This window comes from Endozoicomonas montiporae CL-33, assembly GCF_001583435.1.
GTDB lineage: Bacteria > Pseudomonadota > Gammaproteobacteria > Pseudomonadales > Endozoicomonadaceae > Endozoicomonas_A > Endozoicomonas_A montiporae.
The window spans coordinates 3,851,499-3,876,093 of sequence record NZ_CP013251.1; the positions used below are offsets into that span (position 1 = coordinate 3,851,499).

General features: G+C 47.1%; 21 protein-coding genes. 9 read left to right on the forward strand and 12 right to left on the reverse strand.

Annotated features, from left to right (window positions below):
- Window positions 1-20: 20 nt before the first annotated feature.
- Together EZMO1_RS17645 and EZMO1_RS17650 are read right to left on the reverse strand one after the other, a co-directional pair.
- Window positions 21-1,469, reverse strand: coding sequence for a protein kinase domain-containing protein (locus EZMO1_RS17645; protein ID WP_187300026.1), 1,449 nt, complete (start codon window positions 1,467-1,469; stop codon window positions 21-23).
- 197 nt (window positions 1,470-1,666) lie between these two features.
- On the reverse strand, window positions 1,667-3,244 hold the full coding sequence (locus EZMO1_RS17650; RefSeq protein WP_034876701.1) for a protein kinase domain-containing protein: 1,578 nt from the start codon (window positions 3,242-3,244) through the stop codon (window positions 1,667-1,669).
- A gap of 90 nt (window positions 3,245-3,334) precedes the next feature.
- On the opposite strand from EZMO1_RS17650, the gene EZMO1_RS17655 reads away from it, so the two are divergent.
- A complete protein-coding gene (locus EZMO1_RS17655; RefSeq protein WP_034876698.1) occupies window positions 3,335-3,736 on the forward strand; it encodes a hypothetical protein in 402 nt (133 codons plus the stop codon).
- On the opposite strand, the gene EZMO1_RS17660 is transcribed toward EZMO1_RS17655, so the two are convergent.
- The 3 genes from EZMO1_RS17660 to EZMO1_RS28260 all read right to left on the reverse strand — a co-directional run bounded on the left by EZMO1_RS17660 (window position 3,692) and on the right by EZMO1_RS28260 (window position 6,838).
- On the reverse strand, window positions 3,692-4,756 hold the full coding sequence (locus tag EZMO1_RS17660) for an IS701 family transposase (RefSeq protein ID WP_034873259.1): 1,065 nt from the start codon (window positions 4,754-4,756) through the stop codon (window positions 3,692-3,694). The genes EZMO1_RS17655 and EZMO1_RS17660 overlap by 45 nt on opposite strands.
- A gap of 150 nt (window positions 4,757-4,906) precedes the next feature.
- Window positions 4,907-6,538, reverse strand: a complete 1,632-nt coding sequence (locus EZMO1_RS17665) for an N-acyl-D-amino-acid deacylase family protein (protein ID WP_034876694.1) — start codon at window positions 6,536-6,538, stop codon at window positions 4,907-4,909.
- A gap of 186 nt (window positions 6,539-6,724) precedes the next feature.
- Window positions 6,725-6,838 carry an MBL fold metallo-hydrolase RNA specificity domain-containing protein gene (locus tag EZMO1_RS28260; protein WP_160174075.1) on the reverse strand — a complete coding sequence of 38 codons (114 nt, stop codon included), beginning with the start codon at window positions 6,836-6,838 and terminating at the stop codon, window positions 6,725-6,727.
- A gap of 116 nt (window positions 6,839-6,954) precedes the next feature.
- Here EZMO1_RS28260 and EZMO1_RS17670 point away from each other — a divergent pair, with 116 nt between their 5' ends.
- On the forward strand, window positions 6,955-8,061 hold the full coding sequence (locus EZMO1_RS17670; RefSeq protein ID WP_086936491.1) for an IS3 family transposase: 1,107 nt from the start codon (window positions 6,955-6,957) through the stop codon (window positions 8,059-8,061).
- A 292-nt stretch (window positions 8,062-8,353) separates the two neighbouring features.
- Here the strand turns inward: EZMO1_RS17670 and EZMO1_RS17675 are convergent, their stop codons facing one another.
- The gene (locus EZMO1_RS17675) at window positions 8,354-9,211 is read right to left on the reverse strand and encodes a hypothetical protein (protein WP_034876690.1); all 858 of its coding nucleotides are present in this window, start codon (window positions 9,209-9,211) and stop codon (window positions 8,354-8,356) included.
- A gap of 268 nt (window positions 9,212-9,479) precedes the next feature.
- Here EZMO1_RS17675 and EZMO1_RS17680 point away from each other — a divergent pair, with 268 nt between their 5' ends.
- The 3 genes from EZMO1_RS17680 (at window position 9,480) to EZMO1_RS17690 (ending at window position 12,756) form a co-directional block, all read left to right on the forward strand.
- The gene (locus EZMO1_RS17680; protein WP_236632042.1) at window positions 9,480-10,808 is read left to right on the forward strand and encodes a CmpA/NrtA family ABC transporter substrate-binding protein; all 1,329 of its coding nucleotides are present in this window, start codon (window positions 9,480-9,482) and stop codon (window positions 10,806-10,808) included.
- An 89-nt stretch (window positions 10,809-10,897) separates the two neighbouring features.
- Window positions 10,898-11,893 (forward strand): ABC transporter permease, encoded by a 996-nt coding sequence (locus EZMO1_RS17685; RefSeq protein WP_034876688.1) that lies wholly within the window; start codon window positions 10,898-10,900, stop codon window positions 11,891-11,893.
- A gap of 17 nt (window positions 11,894-11,910) precedes the next feature.
- Complete coding sequence (locus EZMO1_RS17690; RefSeq protein ID WP_034876686.1) at window positions 11,911-12,756, forward strand: ABC transporter ATP-binding protein; 846 nt, start codon at window positions 11,911-11,913, stop codon at window positions 12,754-12,756.
- A 121-nt stretch (window positions 12,757-12,877) separates the two neighbouring features.
- Here the strand turns inward: EZMO1_RS17690 and eno are convergent, their stop codons facing one another.
- Window positions 12,878-14,173: a phosphopyruvate hydratase gene (gene eno / locus EZMO1_RS17695; RefSeq protein ID WP_034876684.1), complete on the reverse strand. Its 1,296-nt coding sequence runs from the start codon at window positions 14,171-14,173 to the stop codon at window positions 12,878-12,880.
- Between the two features lie 475 nt (window positions 14,174-14,648).
- On the opposite strand from eno, the gene EZMO1_RS17705 reads away from it, so the two are divergent.
- Window positions 14,649-16,259 (forward strand): AbgT family transporter, encoded by a 1,611-nt coding sequence (locus EZMO1_RS17705; RefSeq protein WP_034877501.1) that lies wholly within the window; start codon window positions 14,649-14,651, stop codon window positions 16,257-16,259.
- A 74-nt stretch (window positions 16,260-16,333) separates the two neighbouring features.
- Here the strand turns inward: EZMO1_RS17705 and EZMO1_RS17710 are convergent, their stop codons facing one another.
- Entirely contained in the window at window positions 16,334-17,602 is a 1,269-nt protein-coding gene (locus EZMO1_RS17710; protein ID WP_145912646.1) for a hypothetical protein, read from the reverse strand.
- 382 nt (window positions 17,603-17,984) lie between these two features.
- On the opposite strand from EZMO1_RS17710, the gene EZMO1_RS28265 reads away from it, so the two are divergent.
- Together EZMO1_RS28265 and EZMO1_RS17715 are read left to right on the forward strand one after the other, a co-directional pair.
- On the forward strand, window positions 17,985-18,095 hold the full coding sequence (locus EZMO1_RS28265) for a hypothetical protein (RefSeq protein WP_236632041.1): 111 nt from the start codon (window positions 17,985-17,987) through the stop codon (window positions 18,093-18,095).
- Window positions 18,096-18,383: 288 nt separating this feature from the next.
- Window positions 18,384-18,749, forward strand: a complete 366-nt coding sequence (locus EZMO1_RS17715; RefSeq protein WP_051790043.1) for an STAS domain-containing protein — start codon at window positions 18,384-18,386, stop codon at window positions 18,747-18,749.
- A 77-nt stretch (window positions 18,750-18,826) separates the two neighbouring features.
- Here the strand turns inward: EZMO1_RS17715 and EZMO1_RS17720 are convergent, their stop codons facing one another.
- The 4 genes from EZMO1_RS17720 to EZMO1_RS17740 all read right to left on the reverse strand — a co-directional run bounded on the left by EZMO1_RS17720 (window position 18,827) and on the right by EZMO1_RS17740 (window position 24,207).
- Window positions 18,827-20,092 carry a hypothetical protein gene (locus tag EZMO1_RS17720; protein WP_034876678.1) on the reverse strand — a complete coding sequence of 422 codons (1,266 nt, stop codon included), beginning with the start codon at window positions 20,090-20,092 and terminating at the stop codon, window positions 18,827-18,829.
- Between the two features lie 355 nt (window positions 20,093-20,447).
- On the reverse strand, window positions 20,448-21,083 hold the full coding sequence (locus EZMO1_RS17725; protein WP_034876677.1) for an HAD family hydrolase: 636 nt from the start codon (window positions 21,081-21,083) through the stop codon (window positions 20,448-20,450).
- A 254-nt stretch (window positions 21,084-21,337) separates the two neighbouring features.
- Window positions 21,338-22,636: an NAD(P)/FAD-dependent oxidoreductase gene (locus EZMO1_RS17735; RefSeq protein WP_034876674.1), complete on the reverse strand. Its 1,299-nt coding sequence runs from the start codon at window positions 22,634-22,636 to the stop codon at window positions 21,338-21,340.
- A gap of 74 nt (window positions 22,637-22,710) precedes the next feature.
- Window positions 22,711-24,207, reverse strand: coding sequence for an aldehyde dehydrogenase (locus tag EZMO1_RS17740; protein ID WP_034876671.1), 1,497 nt, complete (start codon window positions 24,205-24,207; stop codon window positions 22,711-22,713).
- 170 nt (window positions 24,208-24,377) lie between these two features.
- On the opposite strand from EZMO1_RS17740, the gene EZMO1_RS27885 reads away from it, so the two are divergent.
- Window positions 24,378-24,554: a hypothetical protein gene (locus EZMO1_RS27885; RefSeq protein ID WP_330217123.1), complete on the forward strand. Its 177-nt coding sequence runs from the start codon at window positions 24,378-24,380 to the stop codon at window positions 24,552-24,554.
- The last annotated feature ends 41 nt before the right edge of the window (window positions 24,555-24,595 follow it).

Consider the following 24,595-nt stretch of genomic DNA (forward strand, 5'->3'; position numbering starts at 1 on the left):
TTACAAACGAGTCGTCTACTTTAGTCGCCTTCCACTTCTTCAACGTCAAAATCAATTTTCCGCCTCTTTTCAGGGGGTGATTCATTATCAGAGCGATCATCATCGTCAGGGCATTCATCATCAGAATCCGGACACTCTATTTCAAAAACGTCCAGAATGTTCACCAGACAATCATCAAGTTGACCAAAGTCCGGGCGCTGATCGGGATTAATCTGACAACATTGATAGCCTGTATCCAGCAAACCTGCATATTCAGCAACTACTGTTTCTTTCCATTTCTTAATCAGTGGGCGCAATAAAGTACTTTTATTTTGCAATCGCCTTTCCTCAATCAAAGTCTGACTATTATTATCTACTTCGATGCATCTGGATTCCAGGATCTGTATTAACAGCAGACCAACACCGTAAATTTGCCCTTTTACCGTTACAGGTTTGCCTTCTTTAATTTCTGGTGCCAGATAGCAGCTTGCCGCAGCATAAGGCCACGCCTCTAATGTATTTAACTTAAAGAGCTTCCCAAAATCTGCCAGCACCACAACACCACGATCGTTAAGCCGGACATTATAACTGTGCAAATCAGGGTAAAGTATATTTCGATCATGCAAATACTTAAGAGCATTAACCAGACTTGAGAACATCTCAATAAAGCCATGCGGAGAATGGTAATGAGAAAAAGCCTGTTGTAGATTAAACAACATCGAATCAGCCATTAAATGCCGCAAGCAATAAGGCAGGTATTCCAGATAAAGTACTGCTATTTCCTCCTGATCGCCTATTTCAACTCTTATTAGTTTGACAACATTTTCATGTGTAATTTCACCTAGGACTTTAGCCTCTTGTTTCAAGCAACCAAACAACTCGCTCTTTTTTTTAGCCATCTTTGTTTTAGATGTCTCTTTTTTTCTAACCTTTACAGCCACCTCTCTTCTTTGTCCCTCATCGAGAATATTAATTAAAAACACATCACAAAAGGATCCACTACCCAAGAGCTGACTACTGCTTCGCCAATGTGCTATTTTTTGCTTTAGTGAGCTGTTACTTTGCGTGTTACACTCTGATTGATTCCCTGAGCTACCTTCTGGCCTATCCTGATCTTGTTCGTCAACGCCACTATCCTCCGAACTCTCTTCTTCAGAGTGATCTTCTTCAGAGCTATCTTCGCCTGAACGATCAGAACCACTCTCATCAGACGTATACTGTCTTATATGCTGATTATACTCGTCAGAACAGAGCATTTTAATACCGTTACACAGTTGTCGATGAGCTGGTTTAATCGAAACTTCATAAGAATCATCCTCATCCTCATATTCAGAGTTCAAATCAAGCTCATCATCTTCCAGATCCGTAGTTAAACAGTCTTTGTCTTTATGGGAAGGTATTTCGGTATCAAAATAATAGTCAGGTGTTTCTATGGCTGTTGAATGGACTTCATCGGGCGCGGAATGCATGTAGGCATAAGCCAGCAACAACAGTGGCTCCAGTATATTTTTATCATGACTGGGAGAGATACTACCCGATAGAGCTAAAACTCCTGAAAACACGCATTCGAGAATCATATAAAACCGAACTGTGAAATATAAAGCTAACCAGATTAGCTAAGATATGCTTTTCATCCAGTAAAATTGCTATGATCACCGAATTAAATCTGATACCGGTACGATTGTTTTTAATCTTCTGGGACTATCTGATCAGACTCCAGTTTCTGCCGTTTCACAGGCAGCGTGTAGGATTCTAAATACTCAACGTCTTCAGGCTCCTGAATCAAATCGGCCACTTCTGCTTCCTCACTGTCAAGAAGACCTGAAGGTACAAACTCGGGATCCATGATGTCCGCAATATCCGAGGCAGTGCTTCTCAGTATTTCGATCACTTCATCCATATCGGGTCGCTTATCCGGATCAGATTCGCAACATGGGTAAGCAACCTCATCGAGTACGTATATATACTCGTTGATAATATCTACTTCCCAGCCCATTATCAGCATGCGCATAAATACGCTTTGATCTATCGAACGAGTAAGATCAATATACTCTTGGGCTTTGGAACAATTGCCAAAATACTTTCCATGAATCATCTGCATCATTAACAGTCCAACACTGTACATTTGCCCTTTGACGGTTATTTTTTTTCCATCACGAATTTCAGGCGCCAGATAAAAACTATTTTCAGCGTGATTGATGTTTAATTCCTTATTAATATCGAACAGTAAGCCAAAATCAATCAGCTTTAATATACCGTTTCCAGTAAAGCGAATATTATCCACATGCAGATCAATATAAAGAATGCCTTTTTCGTACAGAAATTCAAGAACATCAAGCATGCAGCTAAAGCTGTGAAAAAAGCCATCCTCTGTTAATAAAGTCTTTTCAAGACTCTTGAACTCCTGAAGCGGATCCTCACTAACAATCAATTGATAATAGCCATAAGGCAGAAATTCAAGATAAATTACCTGATTTAGTATCCCGTCTGATTCATAGCCTATCAGCTTCACGATGCCCGGGTGATGAAGAGTCTTCAGCCACCGCCTTTCCCGATCCAGAATTTTGAATCCATTCTGGTCCTTATTTTTCATTGTTTTAGCCGCTGCACGCACAGGTCCCGTCGCGTGCTTAATCCTTACCAGATAAACAACGCCATAACGGCCAGAACCAAGCCGAGAACCCCGACGACGTATTTGATCAATCTTATTCTCCAGAGGTTCGGGCGACGGGCAGCTTGCCGACGATGGTCCGGGTGTATCCTGCGCTGGAGCCTCCGGCTCGGCTTCTGTTTCATTGCGTTTACTATCGTCATTTCCCTCCTCTCCTGCCCCTGTACCCTGTTCGTCGTCAGGTGTGCGTCGCCATAAATGGCTAAAGTCAGTGAACCATAACACAGTAGCCTGACCATGCCTTACAGGAGCGGGCACACCGCTTGCCTGAAACTCCTCGACTTCCGAGGGATTGAGATCTTCCTGCGTGACAAACAGATCTAAAGAATGGCGACTCTGCCATTCCTGCAAAAACTGCTCATAAGCGGTTAACACTTTGTCATGAAGTGGAGGCCCGCACTCAGGAAGGTAATCAATATCAGAAGCATCTATTAAGAGTGAATGAAGGGTTTCAGGCACTGAATGCATGTAATCAAACGAAAGTCGCATCCGTGGTACCAATAGTGTTTTATCATCAACAGGAAACCATTCCCCGGATAGTTGAAACGGCTCGGTAAACATCAGAGTAAGAGACATAACCCACTTGATGAACATAAACACCGCCCCGAATTAATTGGCGTCCATCTAAAACGTGTACATAGTGTAGACTGGATTTCACCTAACAGGCTGACTCCGGATCATGTTATGCATAACGTAAAGCGGTTGATTTGTGCCTTGATGTTGCTGGGCTCCATGCCTGCCTTTTCCCAACAAATGGTTAAAGATTACAAGAAGCTGAAAAGCGCCATTGAGAACAATCACGCTCCGAGTGGATATATTGACCTGAACCACTGCACCGTACAGGAAAGGCTCGGCGGCTCTCCCCGGGAACAGTGGTCATACCAGATTTCCTTTGAACAACAGTTCAGTATCAATCACCGTAATGGCATGATTCTGACCACGGACATCAGTGAGGAGCTGCATAACGAATCGGCAGACAAAGCGACTCTGGCCAAACGATTTGCTACCTTCTCTGCCTGGCCAGACAGCAAAGTTACCAGCTCATGTTACGCACCCCTTCATCGACTGAAGTTTCTGGAACGATGATTTCAATGCAGTGAGATAAAGCTTTGCCCGCAACTCAAAATGGTTTAAATCAAGCTTATTAGCCAGCACCTCGAGACGAAATGCCGAATATATCGACATAAACAGATGATTACTCTGCGTCAAAACTGTATAAGTCGGTGACTTGGCCATTGACGCATTAGATTTGAGTGTTTTATGGAAGACTTCAACTTTCCACCGTTTTTTGTAGATCGCCTTCAAAGCCTCTGCGTCACACTCAAGATCACTGCATATCAGATAGAGAATGCCCTTACTGCCATCTTTGTTTGTAAAGACCTGCCGGAACAGCAGAACGGGGAAGTCCACGCCTGCAATCCAGCCTTTGATAGGCTTTTCTTCTGAGAAATCAATGGAATCTATGCGCTGTGAGCGCCCCCGACTTTTATCTTCCTCACTCAGCGAAACCTTCCGGTTTGACTTGCTGGCCATGACAAAATGCTTATCGCATTCGTGTCGTATATACAGCATGTTGTCGTTAGAACAGAACCAGCTATCTGCCAGCACGTAACGAAATTTGAGCTGATTATCACAGCAAACTTTCAGCATCTCCCGAAAGTCTTCGTTCTTGGTGGTTTCAGCCTTGCGTTTAACTTTTTTAGTTTTTACGTCGGAGTATTGAATAGGCTTTTCGATAAGCTTGTAGGCCACGGGAATAGAGATATCACCGACATGGTAAACAAAGTTGAGAAGGTTGATACCTTTTACCGAACGACCAAAGGTGTGATCAAAGTGCCATGCAATCAGGTCGTTCTCATCAGTGTAGAGTTTCTCCTGAATAGTGTCGTCGGCAATAAGTACTCCATCATCGCGCTCTTCCTGACGCACAACGGCTTTAACATGGTGCCAAAGAGTCTTACTGTCGAAGTGATTACGGGACAGAAGGCGTGTTACCTGATCATGGCTGTATGCGCCGTCCAGCAAAGATGACAGCTGTGTAGCTGTCGTTTTGCCGAATGAGGACAGCAGGTAATCGCTATACAGCTCAAACAGCTCTGTGTTCATGCTCTAAAGCATGGCAGATTTTTCTGGGTGCGTAACATGAGTTACCAGTTACCGGGTCACCATTGTAGACACTCACGGAAAGGTTCTGATCAGAAGGCTATACCAGTGTCCGTGGGCCGGTGCTGTTCACCTGTGGCGCAAATGATCTGTTCAGGCAGTGGCTTTTAAAAAGTCACCATTGCGCTGATCAGACAACACCTGACCATTATTAATCGTATGAACGCCGTTGATAAATACATGCTCAATGCCTGTCGGTCGTGCACTGCAGGCAGCGCGGCTGGTATTGTCCCTGACGGTGTTCCAGTCAAACACAACCACATCGCCTTTGTAACCGTCCTTAATCAGTCCCCGTTGTTTAATACCAAAGCGTTGAGCGGCTTGCGACATCATTCGGGCAATCACCTGTTCTAAAGCCATTGAGCCATTGTCCCGGGCCAGTTGCAGAAATTTAGGAAATGCCCCATAGGTTGCCGCATTTTCAATACCGGAAGGCTCCGGCCATGAGTCGGTCATATACAGAGCTGCCGGGTGCTGCATTAATGTCTGGATGATGTCTTCATTGTAATATCGATGAATCATTACCCGGGCTTCAGCGTTGGAAAAATCAAGGATATCCACCATGACTTCAAACGCTTCCTTACCAACCTTTTCTGCAATCTCGGATATGAACAAGCCATTGTATTGCCGGTATTCATCGCAGCAGGCATCGGTAATCTGAATGCAATGATAACCCAGACCTACACCTTTAAAGCCGAAATACGCTTCGAGACGCAGACGAAGCATGGGTAACCTTTGCCGCAAAACACCCGGCATTTTCGCCATAACCCACTCAGGCAGCAGTGTATTCAGCAAGGTAGCACCAAACGGGTAGGGAAACATATCAAACCTGACATCCACACCATCGGCAATGGCACGGTCAAACTTGTCCAGCGCCTGCTGCAACGTTGGCCAGGTTTTTTCACCCACAAAAATAAGATGGGAAAACTGCAGTTTCACACCGGTTTCACGGGCAAGGTCCAGCATTTCATCAATAGCCCGCAGATTATGGGCTTTACCCAACGGATTCATGGGATAAGTGCCTGATAGCACCGAATAGGCTTTGGCATGAACCGTTAACACCTTGTCGTGTTTTTTTACCAGTCTGGCAACGTCTTTTAATTCTCCGATATTGGCAAACACCCCCGGCTTATACTGCAATCCCAGCGACACTCCGGCAGCACCCTGTGCTAATGCCTCATCCAGCAACGTCAGCATTTCCTCGTGCTGCTGTTGATTCAGTGAACCGGAGTTAAAACCATTTAACGATGTACGACAGACACCATACCCCACCAGACTCAAAAGGTTCGGGCTGGTGCCGTGGGATTGAATACGCTGCTGGTAGCCAGAAAAGCTGTTCCAGTCGATAGAACCATGACCTTCTTTAAACAGCGAGTTTTCAATAAGGTGCTGATGCTGAGTACCGTGTTTAAAACCAAAAGGGCTGAACCCGCAGTTGCCCACTACCATGGTGGTAACGCCCTGAGCCACGAACGGATTAAAATGTTCGGGGTTATCACTGATGGCAAAATAATCCATATGGCTATGCACATCGATAAACCCTGGTACAACCACTTTGCCAGTGCAATCGACCTGAATAACACCCTCAAGATCAGAAGCTGTCATCACGTCATCGTCGGACAATACTTTCAGCCGATCTGACTGGATCAACACATGAGCGGTTCTGGCAGGGTTACCGGTTCCATCAACCAGCGTGCCATTCCTCAGCAAATAGTCAGACGTCATAGCTGCACCCTTTTAGCTGCATCCATTTAGCTGCACCTTTTATTGTTATTATTGAAAAGTCAGGGTCAGACTAAGTTAGCGCATAACCTATTGCAAGATGCACTCTGGCATAAAAACGCCATAAAAAAAGCCTGCGCCACTTCTATCGATGAATGGTCACAGGCTTCTGTCGCTCAGAGACTGCTTTTATAATTCAACCCACTCTTCCAGCTCCGGCACCCGGGCACTCCAGCCCAGTTCCTGATGAATTTTTTCCGACATTGCCTGAGCAGCCTCAGCTTCACCGTGTGTTACAAACACCTGTTGCGGAGCCGTCTTGATGCTGCGCAGCCACTCGATATATGATGGACCCCATAAACTGGACAGGTAGCTAAGTTAAGTTTTCTGGCTGTAAGATGACCCTGCAGGAGGGAATCATGACAGCAAAAAGAAAACGACATAAGCCCGAATTTAAGGCACAGGTAGCACTCGAAGCCTACAAGGGCGAAAAGACCATAAACCAGCTGGCAAGCGAACACGAAGTTGCAGCCGTTCAGGTTAGCCAGTGGAAGCGACAGCTACTCCAGGGGGTTCCAGAAGTCTTCGGCAGGGCACGGCCAGAGGTAGATCCAGATGCGCTCACTGCCCCCCTGTATCAGGAGATCGGACGGCTTAAAATGGAGCTGGACTGGTTGAAAAAAAATCTGGCAATGTCCATTGATGACAAACGGAGATGCATAGACCCGGATCACTCGAAGATCAGCATTCAGCGCCAATGTGAACTGGTTGGGTTAAGCAGGTCAAGCTGGTATTACCAAGCTTCTCCAGCTTTGGAAAGCCCTGAGAATCTGAATCTGATGAGGCTCATTGATGAGCAGTATACACGTACACCGTTTTACGGCAGTCGTAAGATAACTGCATGGCTGAATGAGCAGGGCTTTCCGGTCAACAGGAAGCGTATACAGCGACTTATGAGGCTGATGGGCATACAGGCTGTCGGACCAAAACCGGGCACAAGCCTGAGAAACAAAGAGCATAAGGTTTACCCGTACTTGTTGAACGGCGTTGATATTGTGAGACCCAATCAGGTCTGGAGTACTGATATTACGTACTGCCCGATGCCTCAGGGGTTTATGTATCTGGTTGCCATTATTGACTGGTACAGCCGTTACGTGGTCAGCTGGGAGCTGTCGAACACACTGGATGCAGACTTCTGTATTCATGCGCTGGGTCGAGCTTTGGAACAAGGTGAACCTGATATATTCAACACTGACCAAGGGTGTCAGTTTACCAGTAATGATTTTCTGGCACCTCTTCAGGAACGGGAAATACGTATCAGCATGGACGGGAAAGGGCGAGCACTGGATAACATTTTTGTCGAGAGGCTGTGGCGCTCCGTCAAACATGAATGGCTGTACACGCATGAATTTCAGACTGTTCCAGAGCTTTATACTGGGCTGGATGAATACTTTGAGTTTTACAACACTGAACGATTACACCAGTCGTTGAGTTATAAAACGCCTAAGGCAATTCACTTTGCATGAGGGCTTTGGACCACTGCCAGGACTTAACTTAAATTTGTTGGTTTACTGTCTTGACAGTGGGGTCCACCATACCACCAGAATCTTACGACCATGACACTCGACAAGGTATTTCGAACCGGTCACGGTGCCTGTTGCGCCAAGGAACTGTAACTTCATTGTTTTCCTCCCACAGCCTGATCTGATCTTATCGCAGATTTATACGATCAGACAGTACATCGTAAGGTTCGGAACAAGATTGAACTCAATTTATTTTCTGGCTGGCTCAAAGGCTGATCATTGGATCTCGAAGCTACTATTCTCCATACATCGCCTGATACCTTCCAGCTCCAAAAAAGCAGCGGCTAAAAAAATAAGTGAACCAATAAATGGCTCTCTGCCGCGAGATGTTATTCTGAAGTCGCCCGTCTGAACCATTGATTAACAAAGTGCCTGAAGGGCTACTACCAGATGTTGAACCAGAACACCTTCTAAACCAACTAGCCGATACTCCATACTGCGCCTCCCTGGTAAAACCAGTAGCATAAACGGTGTCATCCACTGGTGTTAAAAATCCAAGAGTTGATTGGCTCCAGACACCGTAACCATCCTGAGTGCTATGTTCCAGTGGGTATATATCAATGGTAATCTGGCGAGCGACATGACTAATCGTCACCGAGCTAACCCCTGAAGGTATATAGTTAATTTGATAATTCCACCATCTATCTATCACACCTGTGACGCCGTTATAGCCAATTTGAGCAAATCTATACCTCGGTAAAAATATTTCATCAAACTCAAAATCATCGGCATCGATCAACTCTCTCAAATGCAGCACAGGCCATCCTGCCAAAGCCAGAAATTCACCATTACTAAGGTGTGTATCAGCCCCTTCAAAGTGAACAATCTCACCAGCGTCATCACCCTGCTCATTACCTTCAATTCTTCTATAGAGAAACCGGTTTGATGACATCTGGTAATTGTCACTCAACCGGCCAACCTCTGAAACTGACAGAGTCGGAGTCGTTTCTGATTTCATTCCCAATACAAAAAGATACTTAGTAAATATTTCATCATTTTTAGTTACAACGACTTTAAAATACTGCATGGCCTTCACTGATTCGCCATACAGTACAACAAAAAGAACAAGCAATGTGCAGTTCAGAGCTTTCATTAATAATGGCATCCTGACTTTTTTGATAAGTAAAACACTTCATCACCAGTTCATTCTAACTGTGCAGTCCCGCACCATAAGCATTCATACGACCACCAGAAACGCACACCTTTAGGGCAACCAGATTCTGTGAACACCGTCAAACAACCAGAATGGGCACTGATCGTTATTGGCACAACTTTTGAATATTCAGGTTCAAACCCACCCTATTGTTCGGAGAAAAACAAAAATGAAGTGGTTAAAAAGGCTGGCTGTCAGCAGCCTGATTATGGCAGGCGTTACTGCCACCTCCACCCATGCCAAAGAACTGGGCTGGCCGGAAAAAGAAGAGCTGACCTTCGGCTTTATCAAGCTCACCGATATGGCGCCCATTGCCATTGCCTATGAAAAAGGCTATTTCGAAGATGAAGGTCTGTACGTCACCATTGAGGCTCAGGCCAACTGGAAAGTCTTGCTTGATGGCGTTATCGATGGCCGGCTGGACGGTGCCCACATGCTGGCCGGACAACCCATTGCTGCCAGCATTGGCTATGGCACCAAAGCCAATATCATTACCCCCTTTTCCATGGATCTGAACGGCAATGGCATTACCGTATCCAACGAGATCTGGAAACAGATGAAGCCTAACATTCCTAAAATGGCAGATGGACGACCACAACATCCTATTAAAGCCGATGCCCTGAAGCCGGTGGTTGAAAAATACAAATCCGAGGGCAAGCCCTTTAACATGGGCATGGTCTTCCCGGTATCCACCCATAATTACGAACTGCGCTACTGGCTGGCAGCCGGTGGTATCAATCCCGGTTTCTATGCGCCTCATAAAGGCGACACTTCTGGTCAGATTGATGCCGATGCCCTGTTATCAGTGACCCCGCCACCGCAAATGCCTGCCACTATGGAAGCTGGCACCATCTACGGCTACTGCGTCGGCGAGCCATGGAATCAACAGGCGGTTTTTAAGAACATTGGCGTACCCGTCGTCACTGACTACGAAATCTGGAAAGACAACCCGGAAAAAGTCTTTGGCATCACCGAAGCCTTTGCCGAAAAGTATCCCAATACGACTATCCGTCTTACCCGTGCTCTGATTCGGGCTGCCCAATGGCTGGATGAAAACAACAATGCCAACCGCCCGGAAGCAGTAAAGATTCTTTCCCAGTCAAACTATGTGGGTGCCGACTATGAAGTCATTGCCAACAGCATGACCGGCACCTTTGAGTACGAAAAAGGCGACAAACGTCCGGTACCCGATTTCAATGTTTTCTTTCGCTATAACGCCACCTACCCCTACTACTCGGATGCCATCTGGTACCTGACCCAGATGCGCCGCTGGGGACAGATTTCAGAGGACAAGAGCGACGAGTGGTATTTTGAAACGGCGAAGAAAGTGTATCGCCCGGATATCTACGAAGCCGCAGCCAAATCACTGGTAGCAGACAAACTGGCAACGGCTCAGGATTTCCCGAACTTTGCCACTGAAGACGGTTTCCGCTCGCCCCAGACCCACTTTATTGATGGCATTGTTTACAGCGGCCTGAAGCCCAACGAGTACATCAATAAGTTTTCTATTGGCCTGAAGCAGGGTGAAACCCTTTAAAACATCCAACGGAAATGCAGGGAGCAGTCGCATTTCCATCAACCACCAGCCATGAGCGGAAACGCTATTCAATAAGGAGTCTGATCACAATGGCATCAACCACACCGGTGGCAGGTACACCCGACAGGTCAGCCATTTCGCTGTCCCTGTTACGCAGTAAACTCTTGCCTGCTCTCAAACCAGTCATTGCCCCGGTTATCGGTGTGCTGGGTTTTCTACTGCTCTGGACCATTGCCTCACAAAACATTAATACGTCGCTGGGTCAGTTTCCCAATGCAGGCAACGTGTTTGAGCAATTTAGTGCACTTTATCAGGAGCACGCTCAGGAGAGAGAAAAAGAAGAGGCTTTTTATGAGCGACAGGAAAAGCGTAATGCCGGTCGTGTTGCCAAAGACCCGTCTTATGTACCCAAAATTCGTGCCTACACCGGCAAGGAAACCTTTTTTGACCAGATCGGCACCAGTCTGATCACGGTGATGAGCGGATTTTTGCTGGCAGCCATCACTGCCATCCCCCTCGGCATCGCCGTCGGACTCAGCAAAACACTGAATGCAGCCGTTAATCCTATCATCCAGATTTTTAAGCCGGTCTCGCCGCTGGCCTGGCTGCCTCTGGTGACCATGGTCGTCAGTGCGTTGTACGCAACACCCGACCCGATGATTCCCAAGGCGTTCCTGAATTCCATGATCACTGTCACACTCTGCTGCCTGTGGCCCATGGTGATTAATACGGCCGTGGGTGTCGCATCCATTGATAATGATTTAAACAATGTCAGCAAAGTGCTGCGTCTTCCTGCACTGAAGCACGTTCAGAAAATCGTTCTGCCCGCTTCTGTACCCATGATTTTCACCGGTATGCGCCTGTCTCTCGGCGTTGCCTGGATGGTACTGATTGCTGCCGAAATGCTGGCACAGAACCCGGGGCTCGGAAAGTTTGTCTGGGATGAGTTCCAGAATGGCAGTTCACAATCCCTGAGCCGGATCATGGCGGCTGTTTTTGTCATTGGTTTTATTGGCTTTCTGCTCGACCGCTCCATGTTACAGCTGCAAAAGCTGGTTTCCTGGGACAAAAAATCACTGGCATGACTTAAAGGACTAACACCATGACTCCTATTCTCGACATCAGTCAGATCGATATGGAATTCCCTACACCCAAGGGGCCGTTTACGGCTTTGAAGGAGGTGGATCTGAAGATTAACAAAGGCGAGTTTGTCTCTCTTATCGGGCACTCGGGCTGTGGCAAATCGACAGTTCTCAATATTGTTGCCGGCTTGTATCAGGCAACCCGGGGAGGCGTCATTGTTAATGGCAAAGAGGTATTTGAACCAGGACCAGACCGCGCTGTCGTCTTCCAGAACCACTCTCTGCTTCCCTGGCTGAGTGCTTATGAAAACGTAGAGCTGGCTGTTGACCAGGTCTTTGGCAAGAAGAAATCCCGCCGGGAAAAACGGGACTGGATCGAACACAACCTGCAGCTGGTGCATATGGAACACGCCATGCACAAACGACCCGGAGAAATATCCGGTGGTATGAAACAGCGTGTTGGTATTGCACGGGCACTCGCCATGCAGCCGGATATTCTATTGATGGATGAACCCTTTGGTGCGCTGGATGCTCTTACTCGTGCCCATATGCAGGACTCATTAATGGAGATTCAGAACGAACTGAACAACACTGTGATTATGATTACTCACGATGTTGATGAAGCCGTCCTGCTGTCAGACCGTATCGTCATGATGACTAATGGACCGGCAGCCACCATTGGTGAAATTCTTGATATCAACCTTGAACGACCCAGAAACCGCCTGGAACTGGCCAGCGATCCGGAATACACACGACTGCGTTCGGAAGTTCTGAAATTCCTGTATGAAAAGCAGAGAAAGGTTGAATCCATTACGGTCAAATCCAAACCACTCAGTCCTTTGAGAAAAACGACCGAAGCCGCTTAATAGTTTCTTTTTATGAGACACAGGGAGGGAAACAACACAAGGAAAATCAGCCATTGCATACTCTTGCTGGTGAAAAGCCGCGTCCCCGGCTTTTCACCCTTTTTCCAATCAACGGCCTGTTTTACCACTCTACAGGACGAACAAAAGCCTCCTTACCCGCGTATTCCGCCATATCCCCCAGCTCTTCTTCAATACGCATCAGCTGGTTGTATTTTTCGATCCGCTCACCACGACAAGGGGCTCCGGCTTTTATATGTCCGGCTCCCAGTGCGACGGTCATATCGGCAATAAATGTATCCATGGTTTCACCGCTGCGATGAGATACAAACGCTCCCCAACCACAGCTGTGACAAAGGTGTACAGCATCAACGGTTTCTGTCAGTGTCCCAATCTGGTTCAGTTTGATCAGTGCCGAGTTGGCCACTTCCTGTTCAATGCCTCTGGCAATGTATTCAACGTTGGTGACAAAAATATCATCGCCCACTATTTCAATCCGGTCACCCAGGGCATCATTTAATTGCGGCCAGCCTTCCCAGTCATCTTCAGCCAGACCATCTTCCAGCAGGACGATAGGAAAAGCATTAACCAGTTCCCGGTAATAATCGGTCATCGCTTCAGCACTCAGGGAACGTTTTTCGGTCTGTAACTGGTATAAACCGTCTTTATAAAATTCAGACGACGCCGGATCAATACAAATACCCACATCCTTGCCAGGCTTCAGGCCGGTTTTTTCGATACCCGCAACAATCAGCTCCAACGGCTCCCTGTTAGATGACACCTGTGGTGCAAACCCGCCTTCATCCCCTACGCCAGCATGGTAGCCTTTTTCCAGCAGCACCGAGCGAAGCGCATGATAAATCTCGCTCGCCCAGCGCATCGCGTCAGTGAATGTATCGGCGCCATAGGGGGCAATCATGTATTCCTGAAAGTCTGCTCCCTGCCAACGGCTGTGAACGCCACCATTCATAACATTGAGACAGGGTACAGGCAGAAGATTTGCACTGATTCCACCGATGTACTGATAGAGAGGCAGCTGTACAGCTGCCGCTGCAGCTCTGGCGGTTGCCAGTGACACACCCAGAATGGCATTGGCACCCAGTCTTGATTTGTCCCGCGTGCCATCCAGCTGGATCAGTTGATTATCAATCCATGACTGATCCCGAACATTGGCACCATAAAAATGCTCACTGATTTCTGTGTTAATCCCTTCAACAGCCTGGTGCACCCCTTTGCCGGAATACCGCCCTTCTTCATTGTCTCTCAGCTCAACAGCTTCCCGGGAGCCGGTGCTGGCACCTGATGGAACGGAAGCTCTTGCCGTTATGCCATTGATCAGACTGCACTCCACCTCAACGGCGGGGTTTCCTCTGGAATCTAAAATTTCACGGGCATGCAGGCCGTTAATTTCGAAATCCATGGGCGTTACCTCCACATAGAGAGAGGTAAATATAGAATGGGCTACCCGCAATTGGTAAATAAATTATGGTTTAACCTTATAGACAAAACACCGCAAAAAACCACAAAACAACGGCTAACAGAATCAGAAAACTTCGAAAAAAACACAAATTCACAGCTCAAATTTCGGCAATTGCACAATTGTTTCGTTTCGCGCTATGATGCCCGCTCATTTTTGTTGGACGACATATACCGTATGTTGTCCGGCATGATTTTTGTCGGGAAGTGATTGCCCGGCCATAAAAGCAATTAAGCCTGAGAATAAAAATACTTATCCGAAGGTTTAATTGAAACAGGTTGTCACCATCAACCTGCCCGTACGCTGTTATCCCATACCCGATAACCGTCGTACACCTGCCAAAAGGATCTCTGGAAGACTATTTCAGTACAGCACGATTGGCAGGCATCACAATGAACAAAAACTGTTGGAGTGGATAATGTCGTACAATTCCGAAGTACTACCAACAGGCAATGCAGATAATCTTAATAACAAGCGCAGTGCCTTTTCCCGTTTCCTGGCCGCCGTTGAATGGCTGGGCAACCTGTTACCTCACCCGATCACCCTGTTTGCCCTGTTTGCGGTAGGCATCGTGGTGCTCAGTGGCATTGCTTCCTGGGCAGGGCTGAGTGTGATTGACCCCCGTCCCGTAGGTGCGCCCGGTCGTGCCGCCAGTGGCGTTATTGAAGTCGTCAACCTGCTCAGTGCCGATGGTCTGCGCATGATTGTCAGCAATCTGGTGCGTAACTTCACCGGTTTTGCACCGCTGGGTACAGTACTCGTAGCCCTTCTGGGTGTAGGTATTGCTGAAAATTCCGGCCTGCTCAGTGCTGCTGTGCGTTCGCTGGTGATGAAGGCTTCCCGCCATACGGTCACTATGATTGTGGTGTTTGCCGGTGTTATTTCCAACACGGCTGCCGAACTGGGCTATGTGGTACTGATTCCACTGTCTGCCATGATCTTTCATTCGCTTGGACGTCACCCGATTGCCGGTCTGGCAGCTGCGTTTGCCGGTGTGTCTGGTGGTTACAGTGCCAACCTGTTGATTGGTACCGTTGACCCGCTGTTGTCCGGTATTACCGAAGCCGCGGCTCAGATCATCGACCCGACCTATGCCGTTGGCCCGGAAGTGAACTGGTACTTTATGATGCTGAGTACCTTTATGATCACCTTCGTAGGCTCCTGGGTCACCACCAAGATCGTTGAACCACAACTGGGTGAGTACAACAGCGACGAAGCCAGCATTGATCTGTCTGAAGAAAAGATGGAAGAAATCACCGCTGTTGAAAAGCGCGGCCTGAAACTGGCGGGTCTGTCGCTTGTGATTCTGACCGCACTGATTGCCATGACCGTTGTACCTGAGTCCGGCATTCTGCGTCATCCGGAAACCGGAGCCATTGCCGGTTCACCGTTCCTGCGTGGCATCGTTGCCATGATCCTGATTTTCTTTGCCGTACCCGGTATTGTTTACGGTAAGGTGGTGGGCACCATCAAGAATGACCGCGACGTTATTGATTGCATGTCCAAGAGTATGAGTACCATGGGCATGTACATTGTGCTGGTATTCTTTGCAGCACAGTTTGTCGCCTACTTCAGTATGACCAACTTCGGTACAATCTTTGCGGTACTGGGCGCAGAGTTCCTGCAGAGCATTGGTCTGACCGGTCCACTGCTGTTCCTGTTCTTTATCCTGATGTGTGGCTTCGTTAACCTGATGATTGGCTCTGCGTCTGCCCAGTGGGCAGTCACAGCACCGATCTTTGTACCGATGCTGATGCTGGTCGGTTATGCACCGGAAGTAATTCAGGCGGCCTATCGTATTGGTGACTCGGTGACCAATATCATCACTCCTATGATGAGTTACTTTGGCCTGATCGTTTCCTTTGCTACTCGCTACAAGAAAGACCTGGGTATTGGCACACTGATTTCCGTGATGCTGCCGTACTCTCTGTTCTTCCTGCTGGGCTGGAGCCTGCTGTTCTTTATGTGGGTATTTGGTCTGGATATGCCGGTTGGGCCAGGGGCTGCAACTTTTTATAGTGCTGGCTGACTATACGGGCACTGTCAACCAAAGTACTACGGTTGACAGTGCAAGACATGGAGCCAATACTCCTCTTTATAAATTTATAAATCGGTGGACGATCCCATATTATCCACTACCCATTCAACTCCACTAGGTTCATACTGAACTTCATTATTTACATCAGACAACTCGGTAGCATTTTTCCCGGCATTCTCTTCATCAGGAGGTGTTTTTGAAGGGTCATTTTTTGACTTTTCAATAGGCTCTTGCTCACCAGGCTCGCTGCTCTCCTTTTCATCCTGCTTACTTGTTTTATCCCGGGAGATGGAAAAAGTCAGTTCATCTTCTTCATCTTCTTCTTCTTCATCTTCTTCATCTTCTTCAGCTGAAGCTAAAGGTACATTACCCGAACCGGAAACTTGCTCACCAGGCTCGCTGCTCTCCTTTTCATCCTGCTTACTTATTAGGGAGATCAAAAAACTCAGTTCATGCTCTTCAGCGTTGCCTTCAACTTGAAAGCTCTGGAGTTGGTCTGAATCATTTATGGTAAGCGAACCATGGACAGAGACTTGCAGTTCCGATTCTTCATTTTCAAGCGTCAGATACCCAGAAAAGCTAAATTGATCTGTTTCAGTTTCAAATGCAAAAAAATTACTCAGGATGCCATTAGTTTGATAAACCTCGCCGAATGACACAGTAGCGAATGGCAACATTACCGAGGGCGTAGTCTGATGACCAGTTTGGGTGACCTCTTTCAGTAGCTCATGGGTTAAAAGTTTAAACGGCTGAACTTTTCCACTATTACTTTTAGCTTTTCCTACTTTCCGCTCACTGTTTAACAAAACTGTCTTCAACACGGAAGATTTGGAAGAACTTGAGCTTTTATCATCTGGTAACTGCTCATTATCTACTGGCAAATTTTCATTTTCAGCCTTTTGTACAAGGGTTTCATTGGGCTGTAGAGGAGCTTGCTCTGAATCTGCCAGTGAATCTTGAGCAGTTACTTCATCTGTTTCATCTGTTTCATCTGTTTCATCTGTTTCATCTTTATTATCATCTGCTCCATGTTCAAATGAGGCTAAAACAGGTCCTTCCTCGGAGCTCCCAACCCACGCCGAAGATTCAGATTTTTCATGATCCTTTCCTTTGACAGTGCATGTAATCGTATAACGATTGACTTTATTAAATTCATACCATGGTTGTGCTTGTAAATTAAGAGTCATCACTGCCAGTGCCAAAAACAAGGTTTGCTGCAAGATTAACTTAAACGCTCTCACTACCGAGTACCTTATATCAATAGAAAAAATGCTACATTCAGTTAAAGAACTATAGTCAATATTTTGAAAATGCGAAGGTTTAGTCTTTTCCAATATAAAATGAGCCTAAATAACCCTTACACTGTCGTGTATTGTTCTATGTCTGTTCAAATCAGTATCCAACCATCCACACCCTGCGTATGATGCTATCTCTTTAACACAAATCCTGAAACCCTTGCGGCACAAGCTCTGTAGGAATAACTACAACAGTCGTATAACGAGTCGGTCAAGTTTTCATAGTCTCCATTTATCAAGGGTTTCAGGACGGTCGCCCTGTCATAAATTGTCAGAAGGTTAAATATTCAATATTTGTGTTAAAGAGATAGCGTATGATGGAACATCAACAGTACCTGTCGACGTTGCTCGTGGTTACGAGACGAAGAACAAGGCACTTTACTGGTTTACCCGTGATCTGAGACTCTCCGATAACCCTTCACTGCTAAAGGCAGCGGCAGATTCAAGGCAGCTGCTCTGTGTCTATTGTGTTGATCCGGCGTGGTTTGTTGCCGGTCGCTACGGACTAATACCAATTCCACCTTACAAGTAACTCACTCCACAAGCCTTGTTGTCACTGGATTTATATTTTTGATAATAAAGTACAAGAAAGGGCTTATTGGAACGTTAGTTACTCATAGATGTTTGGCCGCGTTCGGCCTGGGGCGCTTCTAAACATGAATTGCGCAGCCATTCATGTTTAGAAAGGGGAATTGGTATAACATACCACTGGCAGGTTTTGTTCCTGTCAGTGGTACTAACAGGTTCGTCATACCAGCTTCCCAAAGGACTCTGTAGGATAGGCACCAGTTAAGGAAAAACCCCATGGAAGGAGTACATCATGGCACTATCCATTAATCTGGAAGACCACTACAACTACACACTGGTAGAAATCGAAGGCAAGGTCGATGCGATGTCAGCAAAGATGCTTGATCGCGCACTGGAATCAGCCACATTTGACGGTAACAGACATCTGGTTCTGGACTGCTCACACCTGTCGAGCATCAGCTCGGAAGGACTGAGAGTCTTGATGAATGCCAGAACCCAGTTGGCACGGTTTCACAGCCTGACACTATGCAACGTATCTTCAGCCGTTGCTTCCCTGTTCAAACTGTGCGGTATTACCCGCTACATTCCACTGGTCAAAGGTGTTGATGAGGCTGAAGCTCTGCTTTATGCGCACGATGCAGCACTGGGCAAAATTTAACTTATATTTGGCTTATAAAAAAACTCCCCACCAGCAATCTGGCAGGGAGTTTCCAACACTCTGACAATTCTGCTTTCTTAGAAGAAGAAAGACACTGCCAGCAGCAGAACCATACCAAACATCATGGCAGGACGCTGGAACAGGTTCGCTTCTTTCAGCTCAGAACCTTTAATCACAGGAATAACAGTCGCCAGAGCCGCTACCGGGCCACCGGTCAGGTAGTACTGCATCACCGCGCCACCACCGGCAGCCATTACCGCCAGACCCAGCGGGCTTGCTTCAGGAACAGCGGTCATTACTGCCTGCAGGAACGGAATAGAGATAGCAGCAGACGCACCGTTAGACTGGGTAATAAACGACGCAATACCTGCCACAATCAGCATGCTCTGCAAAGGTGCAACCGTCAGCATTGGGCGGAACAGGTTGGCAATAGAGTCAGCCATACCGATGTTGTTGATCACGGAAGACATGAACAGGAAGCCAATAGTTGCTACCAGAGGCGTTGCAATACGACCCACGCCGTTCAGCATGAACTGCTCAGCCTTGGAGAAGCAGGTAGCACTCAGGAACATGGTCACGATGCTACTCAGCACACCAACCACAAAGATCGGGTAACCCATTACGAAACCAACCATCAGCACCAGGAATGGCATCATGGTTTTCCAGAACGCGTAGTTGTGCTCACTGCTTTCAAACTCTTTAGCAATCGCATTCACTTCTTCATCCGTCATAGGACCGTTTTTCGCGGTTTCCTTACGCAGACGCATAAAACTGAAAGCAAAAATTGCCAAAGAAATCAGCACACCGTAAACGTTGATCATACCGAAGCCGATACCGGTAATCGCAACAACAGCAACCTGAGTCGGGTGAGTGAAACCACCGAAGTTACCCAGATGACCCGCATGAGCGTGAACACCGGCAGACTTGGAAGGGTTAACACCCAGCTTGGAGCTGGCAGCACCAGTCAGTACAGCGGTAATGGCAGGCTGGGTAAAACCGGTCAGCATACCGATGAAACCTGCAGCCACACCACCAGCAGTGGCAACACCGGCACCGCCACCCAGACGACGACCGACTTTAATGATGTTACGGATGATCACATCCAGGAAACCTACACGTTCCATTACACCAATAAACATCAGTACACCCGCCATATCGGCGATAACCGGATTCAGACCACCGTTAATCAGAGAGGTTACCGAGGGGCCTTCGCCACCGGTCATTGGGAAACCGGCAATCATGGCTGTGATAAAAGAACCGACAATAGCGGTCAGGTAAAGAGGAGTACGGCCGGATATCATTAATAATAATGTTATCCCCATGACAATTTGAGCGATCAGCATAACTACTTAATATAATAACTATAAGAGAGGGAGCCGCGACTATACGCAAACCGTAACTAACAATTTTTGATCAATATCAAATATGTTAACTATTAGGCAGAAACTGCATTCAATCTATTGATATCAACCATTAAGTTTCGATTTATTCTCAAGAATAAGCACAAAACGAACAAAGAACGAACTACAGATAACAACAAATTAACAGCGGCGTACTATTAAGAAAATATACCTACTATTGACTGCATGATTTTTAGCCTTTTGTTGTTACCGCATGTTTTGGTGCAACAAGGAAACGAATCTTTTCCAGATCTTATTCCCGCCTGATTAATGAAGGTGATAACAGACAGGCTGATCACTATTTACCCATCAAAAACTCACATTCAACCAGAGGCTTAGTCAGGTGCAGTGTCTGAAAACCTAATACTTCTGCACCGAGAATATGCTGCCTGGAATCATCGATAAAAAGGGTTTCTTCGGGTTTTAAGGCGTTCTCGTCCAGTACTAATTGAAATATCTCTTTATCAGGCTTACGCATACCAAGCTCGTGGGAGTAATAGACCCGTTCAAAAACGGACTCGAAGGCCGCTACACTTCCCAAGTCCCTGAGAATACCTTCATTAACACGGTCAATATAGATTTTATTGGTATTGCTTAATAGAAAAACTCTGCGGTTTTCAACCACGTCTTTGATCAGTTCAAGAGCCTCAGGAATCAACGGCCCTAATAAAGCATTCCAGGCATTATCGAGGCTTTCATCACTCAGCGTTTGACGCTCGCAAAGCGCCCGAAGGCCGTCACGAAACTCAGCAACACTCAGAAGACCAGTTTCTATCCCGTTAAACAACTCGGACTGTTCAGCCTGTGAAAAACCGGCATGATCGCCCCTTTTCATCAGAGACCCAAGGGCTTTCTCTGTCTTGCTATAATCGATTTCGAGAATGACCCCTCCAAAATCAAAGATAACATTTTTAACATTTCTATAGCCTTCCAATTCGCGCCTCCGCCATAGTTTTGAATGATGCAAAACACACTGATGAAACCAAATTCCAAAAGCTGCCCCGTAGCCTCAGAAGCTATAAAGGAGTTATTGAGGAGCGATAAAAAGCACTCTACCGGATTGATTATGCCTGCGTAAAAGCCAATAAAATGTAGCCTATGTTCACTTTCTCTTCCAATAGAAAATGAACCTGTAAATTGTGAACAATTGTTCATGGTGAAGCCATGAACATCATCATGAGCACTGGCTTACAGAAGCTCCTTCAACCGATACCAGAGCATCCCTAATGCGAGCAATTCCGACCGGAAGTATTTGCCCTCGGGGAACCGCCGGTGGTGAATACCCGCAAACACATCAAATCGTTCCGCCTGTCCACTGATCACTTCTGCCAGCACATGTCCGGCCATATGGGTGGCGTTAACACCGTGTCCGGCATAAGCCTGAGCGTAATAAACAGAAGAATTCAGTCGTCCAATCTGTGGCATTCGGTTAGCACCGATACCGAGATGTCCACCCCACTCAAAATCAATGGCAACCTCGTTTAACTGTGGAAAAACATCCAGCATTTTCGGACGCATAGCCGCCGTAATATCCTGAGGATCACGGCCCGAATAATTGCAACGGCCTCCAAACAACAAACGACGGTCAGCCGATAACCGGTAATAATCCAGTGCAACCGCTGCATCGCAAATGGCCATGTCTTCAGGAATGATTTGCTGGCAGACTTCTTCAGATAAGGGTTCTGTAGCAATAATATAGCTTCCGGCTGGCAACACTTTCGCACTGATCTCTGGTTCCAGATCTCCCAGATAGGCATTGCCTGCCAACACCAGAAAATCACAGGTAACCGAGCCATGATCCGTTTTTACCACGGGTCGGCTAGTTTTCTGGATCTCTGTCACCACCGAGTATTCAAAAAAGCGGGTTCCCTGCTGCTCTGCCACTTCCGCCTCGCCCAGCAAAAGGTTTAATGGATGTAAGTGCCCACTTCCAGCGTCGTATAAACCTCCCACATAACGCTCAGTGCCTACGTAGTTCTGAATAGACTCTGCACTCACCATTTCTATCTCGTGAGGGTATTGCAGTGCTTTCAGTTGTTCATAATCTTCCTCAAAGTCGCGGTAATGCTTCCGGTTCAGGGCCACATCCATATAACCCATTTTCAGATCACACTGGATGTCGTGTCTGGCAATCCGGTCTCGAACCAGTTGAACGGATTCAAACCCCATGTGCTGAATAGCCCTGACACCGTCAGTACCTATCTGGTTATGAAACTGTTCAGGGTCTTCACCAATCCCCCGAATCAGCTGACCACCATTTCGGCCACTGGCTCCCCAGCCGAGTTTGCGAGCTTCCAGAACGATAACGCTGAAACCTTTGGCAGACAGTTCCAGCGCGGTAGATACGCCAGTGAAACCACCGCCCACAATACAAACGTCAGCCGTCTGTGAACCTTCCAGCTGAGGATACGCAGTTTCCCGATTGGCACTGGCCGCATAGTATGAAGCCGCATGATTCGACGAGTGAAGGGAGGCTTTTGCAGTCATAGTGTTCAGCTTTTTTATTATTGTTAGCGGAGTTGAATGACAGGTGCCCCATTTAAGCGACACCCGTTAAATAGTCAGGACAAGGCCACCCAGGTGGTTTTCAGTTCGGTGTATTTATCAAAGGCATGCAACGACTTGTCACGACCATTACCGGACTGTTTAAAGCCACCAAAAGGCACCGTCATATCCCCACCATGGTAATTGTTAACAAACACGGAACCGGCACGAAGCCTTTTTGAGACACGATGCGCCCTGCCCAGATTATCCGTCCATAGTGCAGCGGCAAGACCATAAATTGTATCGTTGGCAATCTGCACCGCTTCTTCTTCGGTATCAAAGGCAATGGCTGACAGAACCGGCCCAAAAATCTCTTCACGGGCAATAGCCATGGTGTTATCAACCCCTTCAAACACCGTTGGCTCGATATAGAAGCCACCGGTTTCCTGCATCACCTGCCTGCCACCAAAGGTCAGTCTTGCGCCGCCTTGCTTGCCTGATTCGATGTAATCCAGAACCCTTGTCGTCTGAATCTGATCAACGATAGCACCGGAAGAGGTTTGAGGATCAAGGGGATGCCCAGGGTGCCAGTCGTGCATATAATGCTTCACGAGTTCCATGAATTCATCATAAATAGAACGCTCAACCAATAAGCGTGAAGCCGCTGTACAGACCTCACCCTGGTTATAGCCAATCGCCATGGCTGCAACGCTGGCAGCTTTATCCAGATTTTCACAATCAGCAAAGACAATCTGCGGGCTTTTACCACCGGCTTCCAGCCAGACCCGTTTCATATTCGATTCACCGGCATAGACCTGTAACTGTTTGGCCACTGCCGTTGATCCGGTAAACGCAATGCAGTCCACATCATTATGCAGAGCCAGCGCCTTGCCAGCGGTATGACCAAACCCCGGTAACACCTGAAGAACCCCTTTGGGCAGTCCCGCCTGTTCAGCCAGCTCAGCAATGCGAATAGCGGTTAACGGGGATTTCTCGGAAGGTTTGAGGATAACGCTGTTACCGGCAGCCAGAGCCGGCCCCAGTTTCCAGCAGGCCATGTTCAGCGGAAAATTCCACGGCACCACGGCTGCGACCACACCCACAGGTTCGCGAGTGACCAGGCCCAGTACATCGTTTTCAGTCGGTGCCACCTCGTCGTACAATTTATCAATGGCTTCCGCACACCACCGAATACTGTTAACACTACCGGTAATGTCGTCATTCAATGATTCGGAAATGGGTTTACCCATATCCAGCGTTTCCAGCAGAGCCAGCTCTTGTGCATTTTCTTCCATCAAAGCAGCAAAAGCCTGCAAGGTTTTCTTACGCCTGACCGGAGACAACTCTGACCACTCTCCCGATTCAAAAGTATTGCGGGCGACACTTACAGCTTTATTGACGTCTGCAGAGTCACAACTGGCGATACTGGCCAGATGACGTCCATCCACCGGAGACTGACAGTCGAAAGTTTCACCTGACTCTGCATCGGTATATTTGCCATTAATCCATGCCTTGCCATTAATCGAGAGGCTGGCTGCCATGGTTTCCCATTCGGAACGAGTCAAATTGCTCATGTCACCTCCGGTAACAAACGTTAAAACTTGTCACTCTTGCTCAGCGAACGCGTTCAATATTGTGAACACTAAATCAGAATCAGGTCTTGATTCAATGACCAATGTTTGAAATATTCTACGAATCGTTCGAAATAACATAGCAGCTGTGATTAAGTTCACAGATGCTCTGAATGCCTGAAAATCAAAATAATAAAGGTATGCCAATGTCCGAGTTCACGCTGGCCAACCCTATTTTCAATAAAAGTGAAGATCAGCAAGCTTCTCTGTCCGCATTCTGGATGCCATTTACAGCAAACCGCCAATTTAAGTCTTCCCCCAAAATGCTGACCACTGCAAAAGGCATGTAATTTTACAAACGACAAAGGTCAGCAGATTCTCGACGATTGCG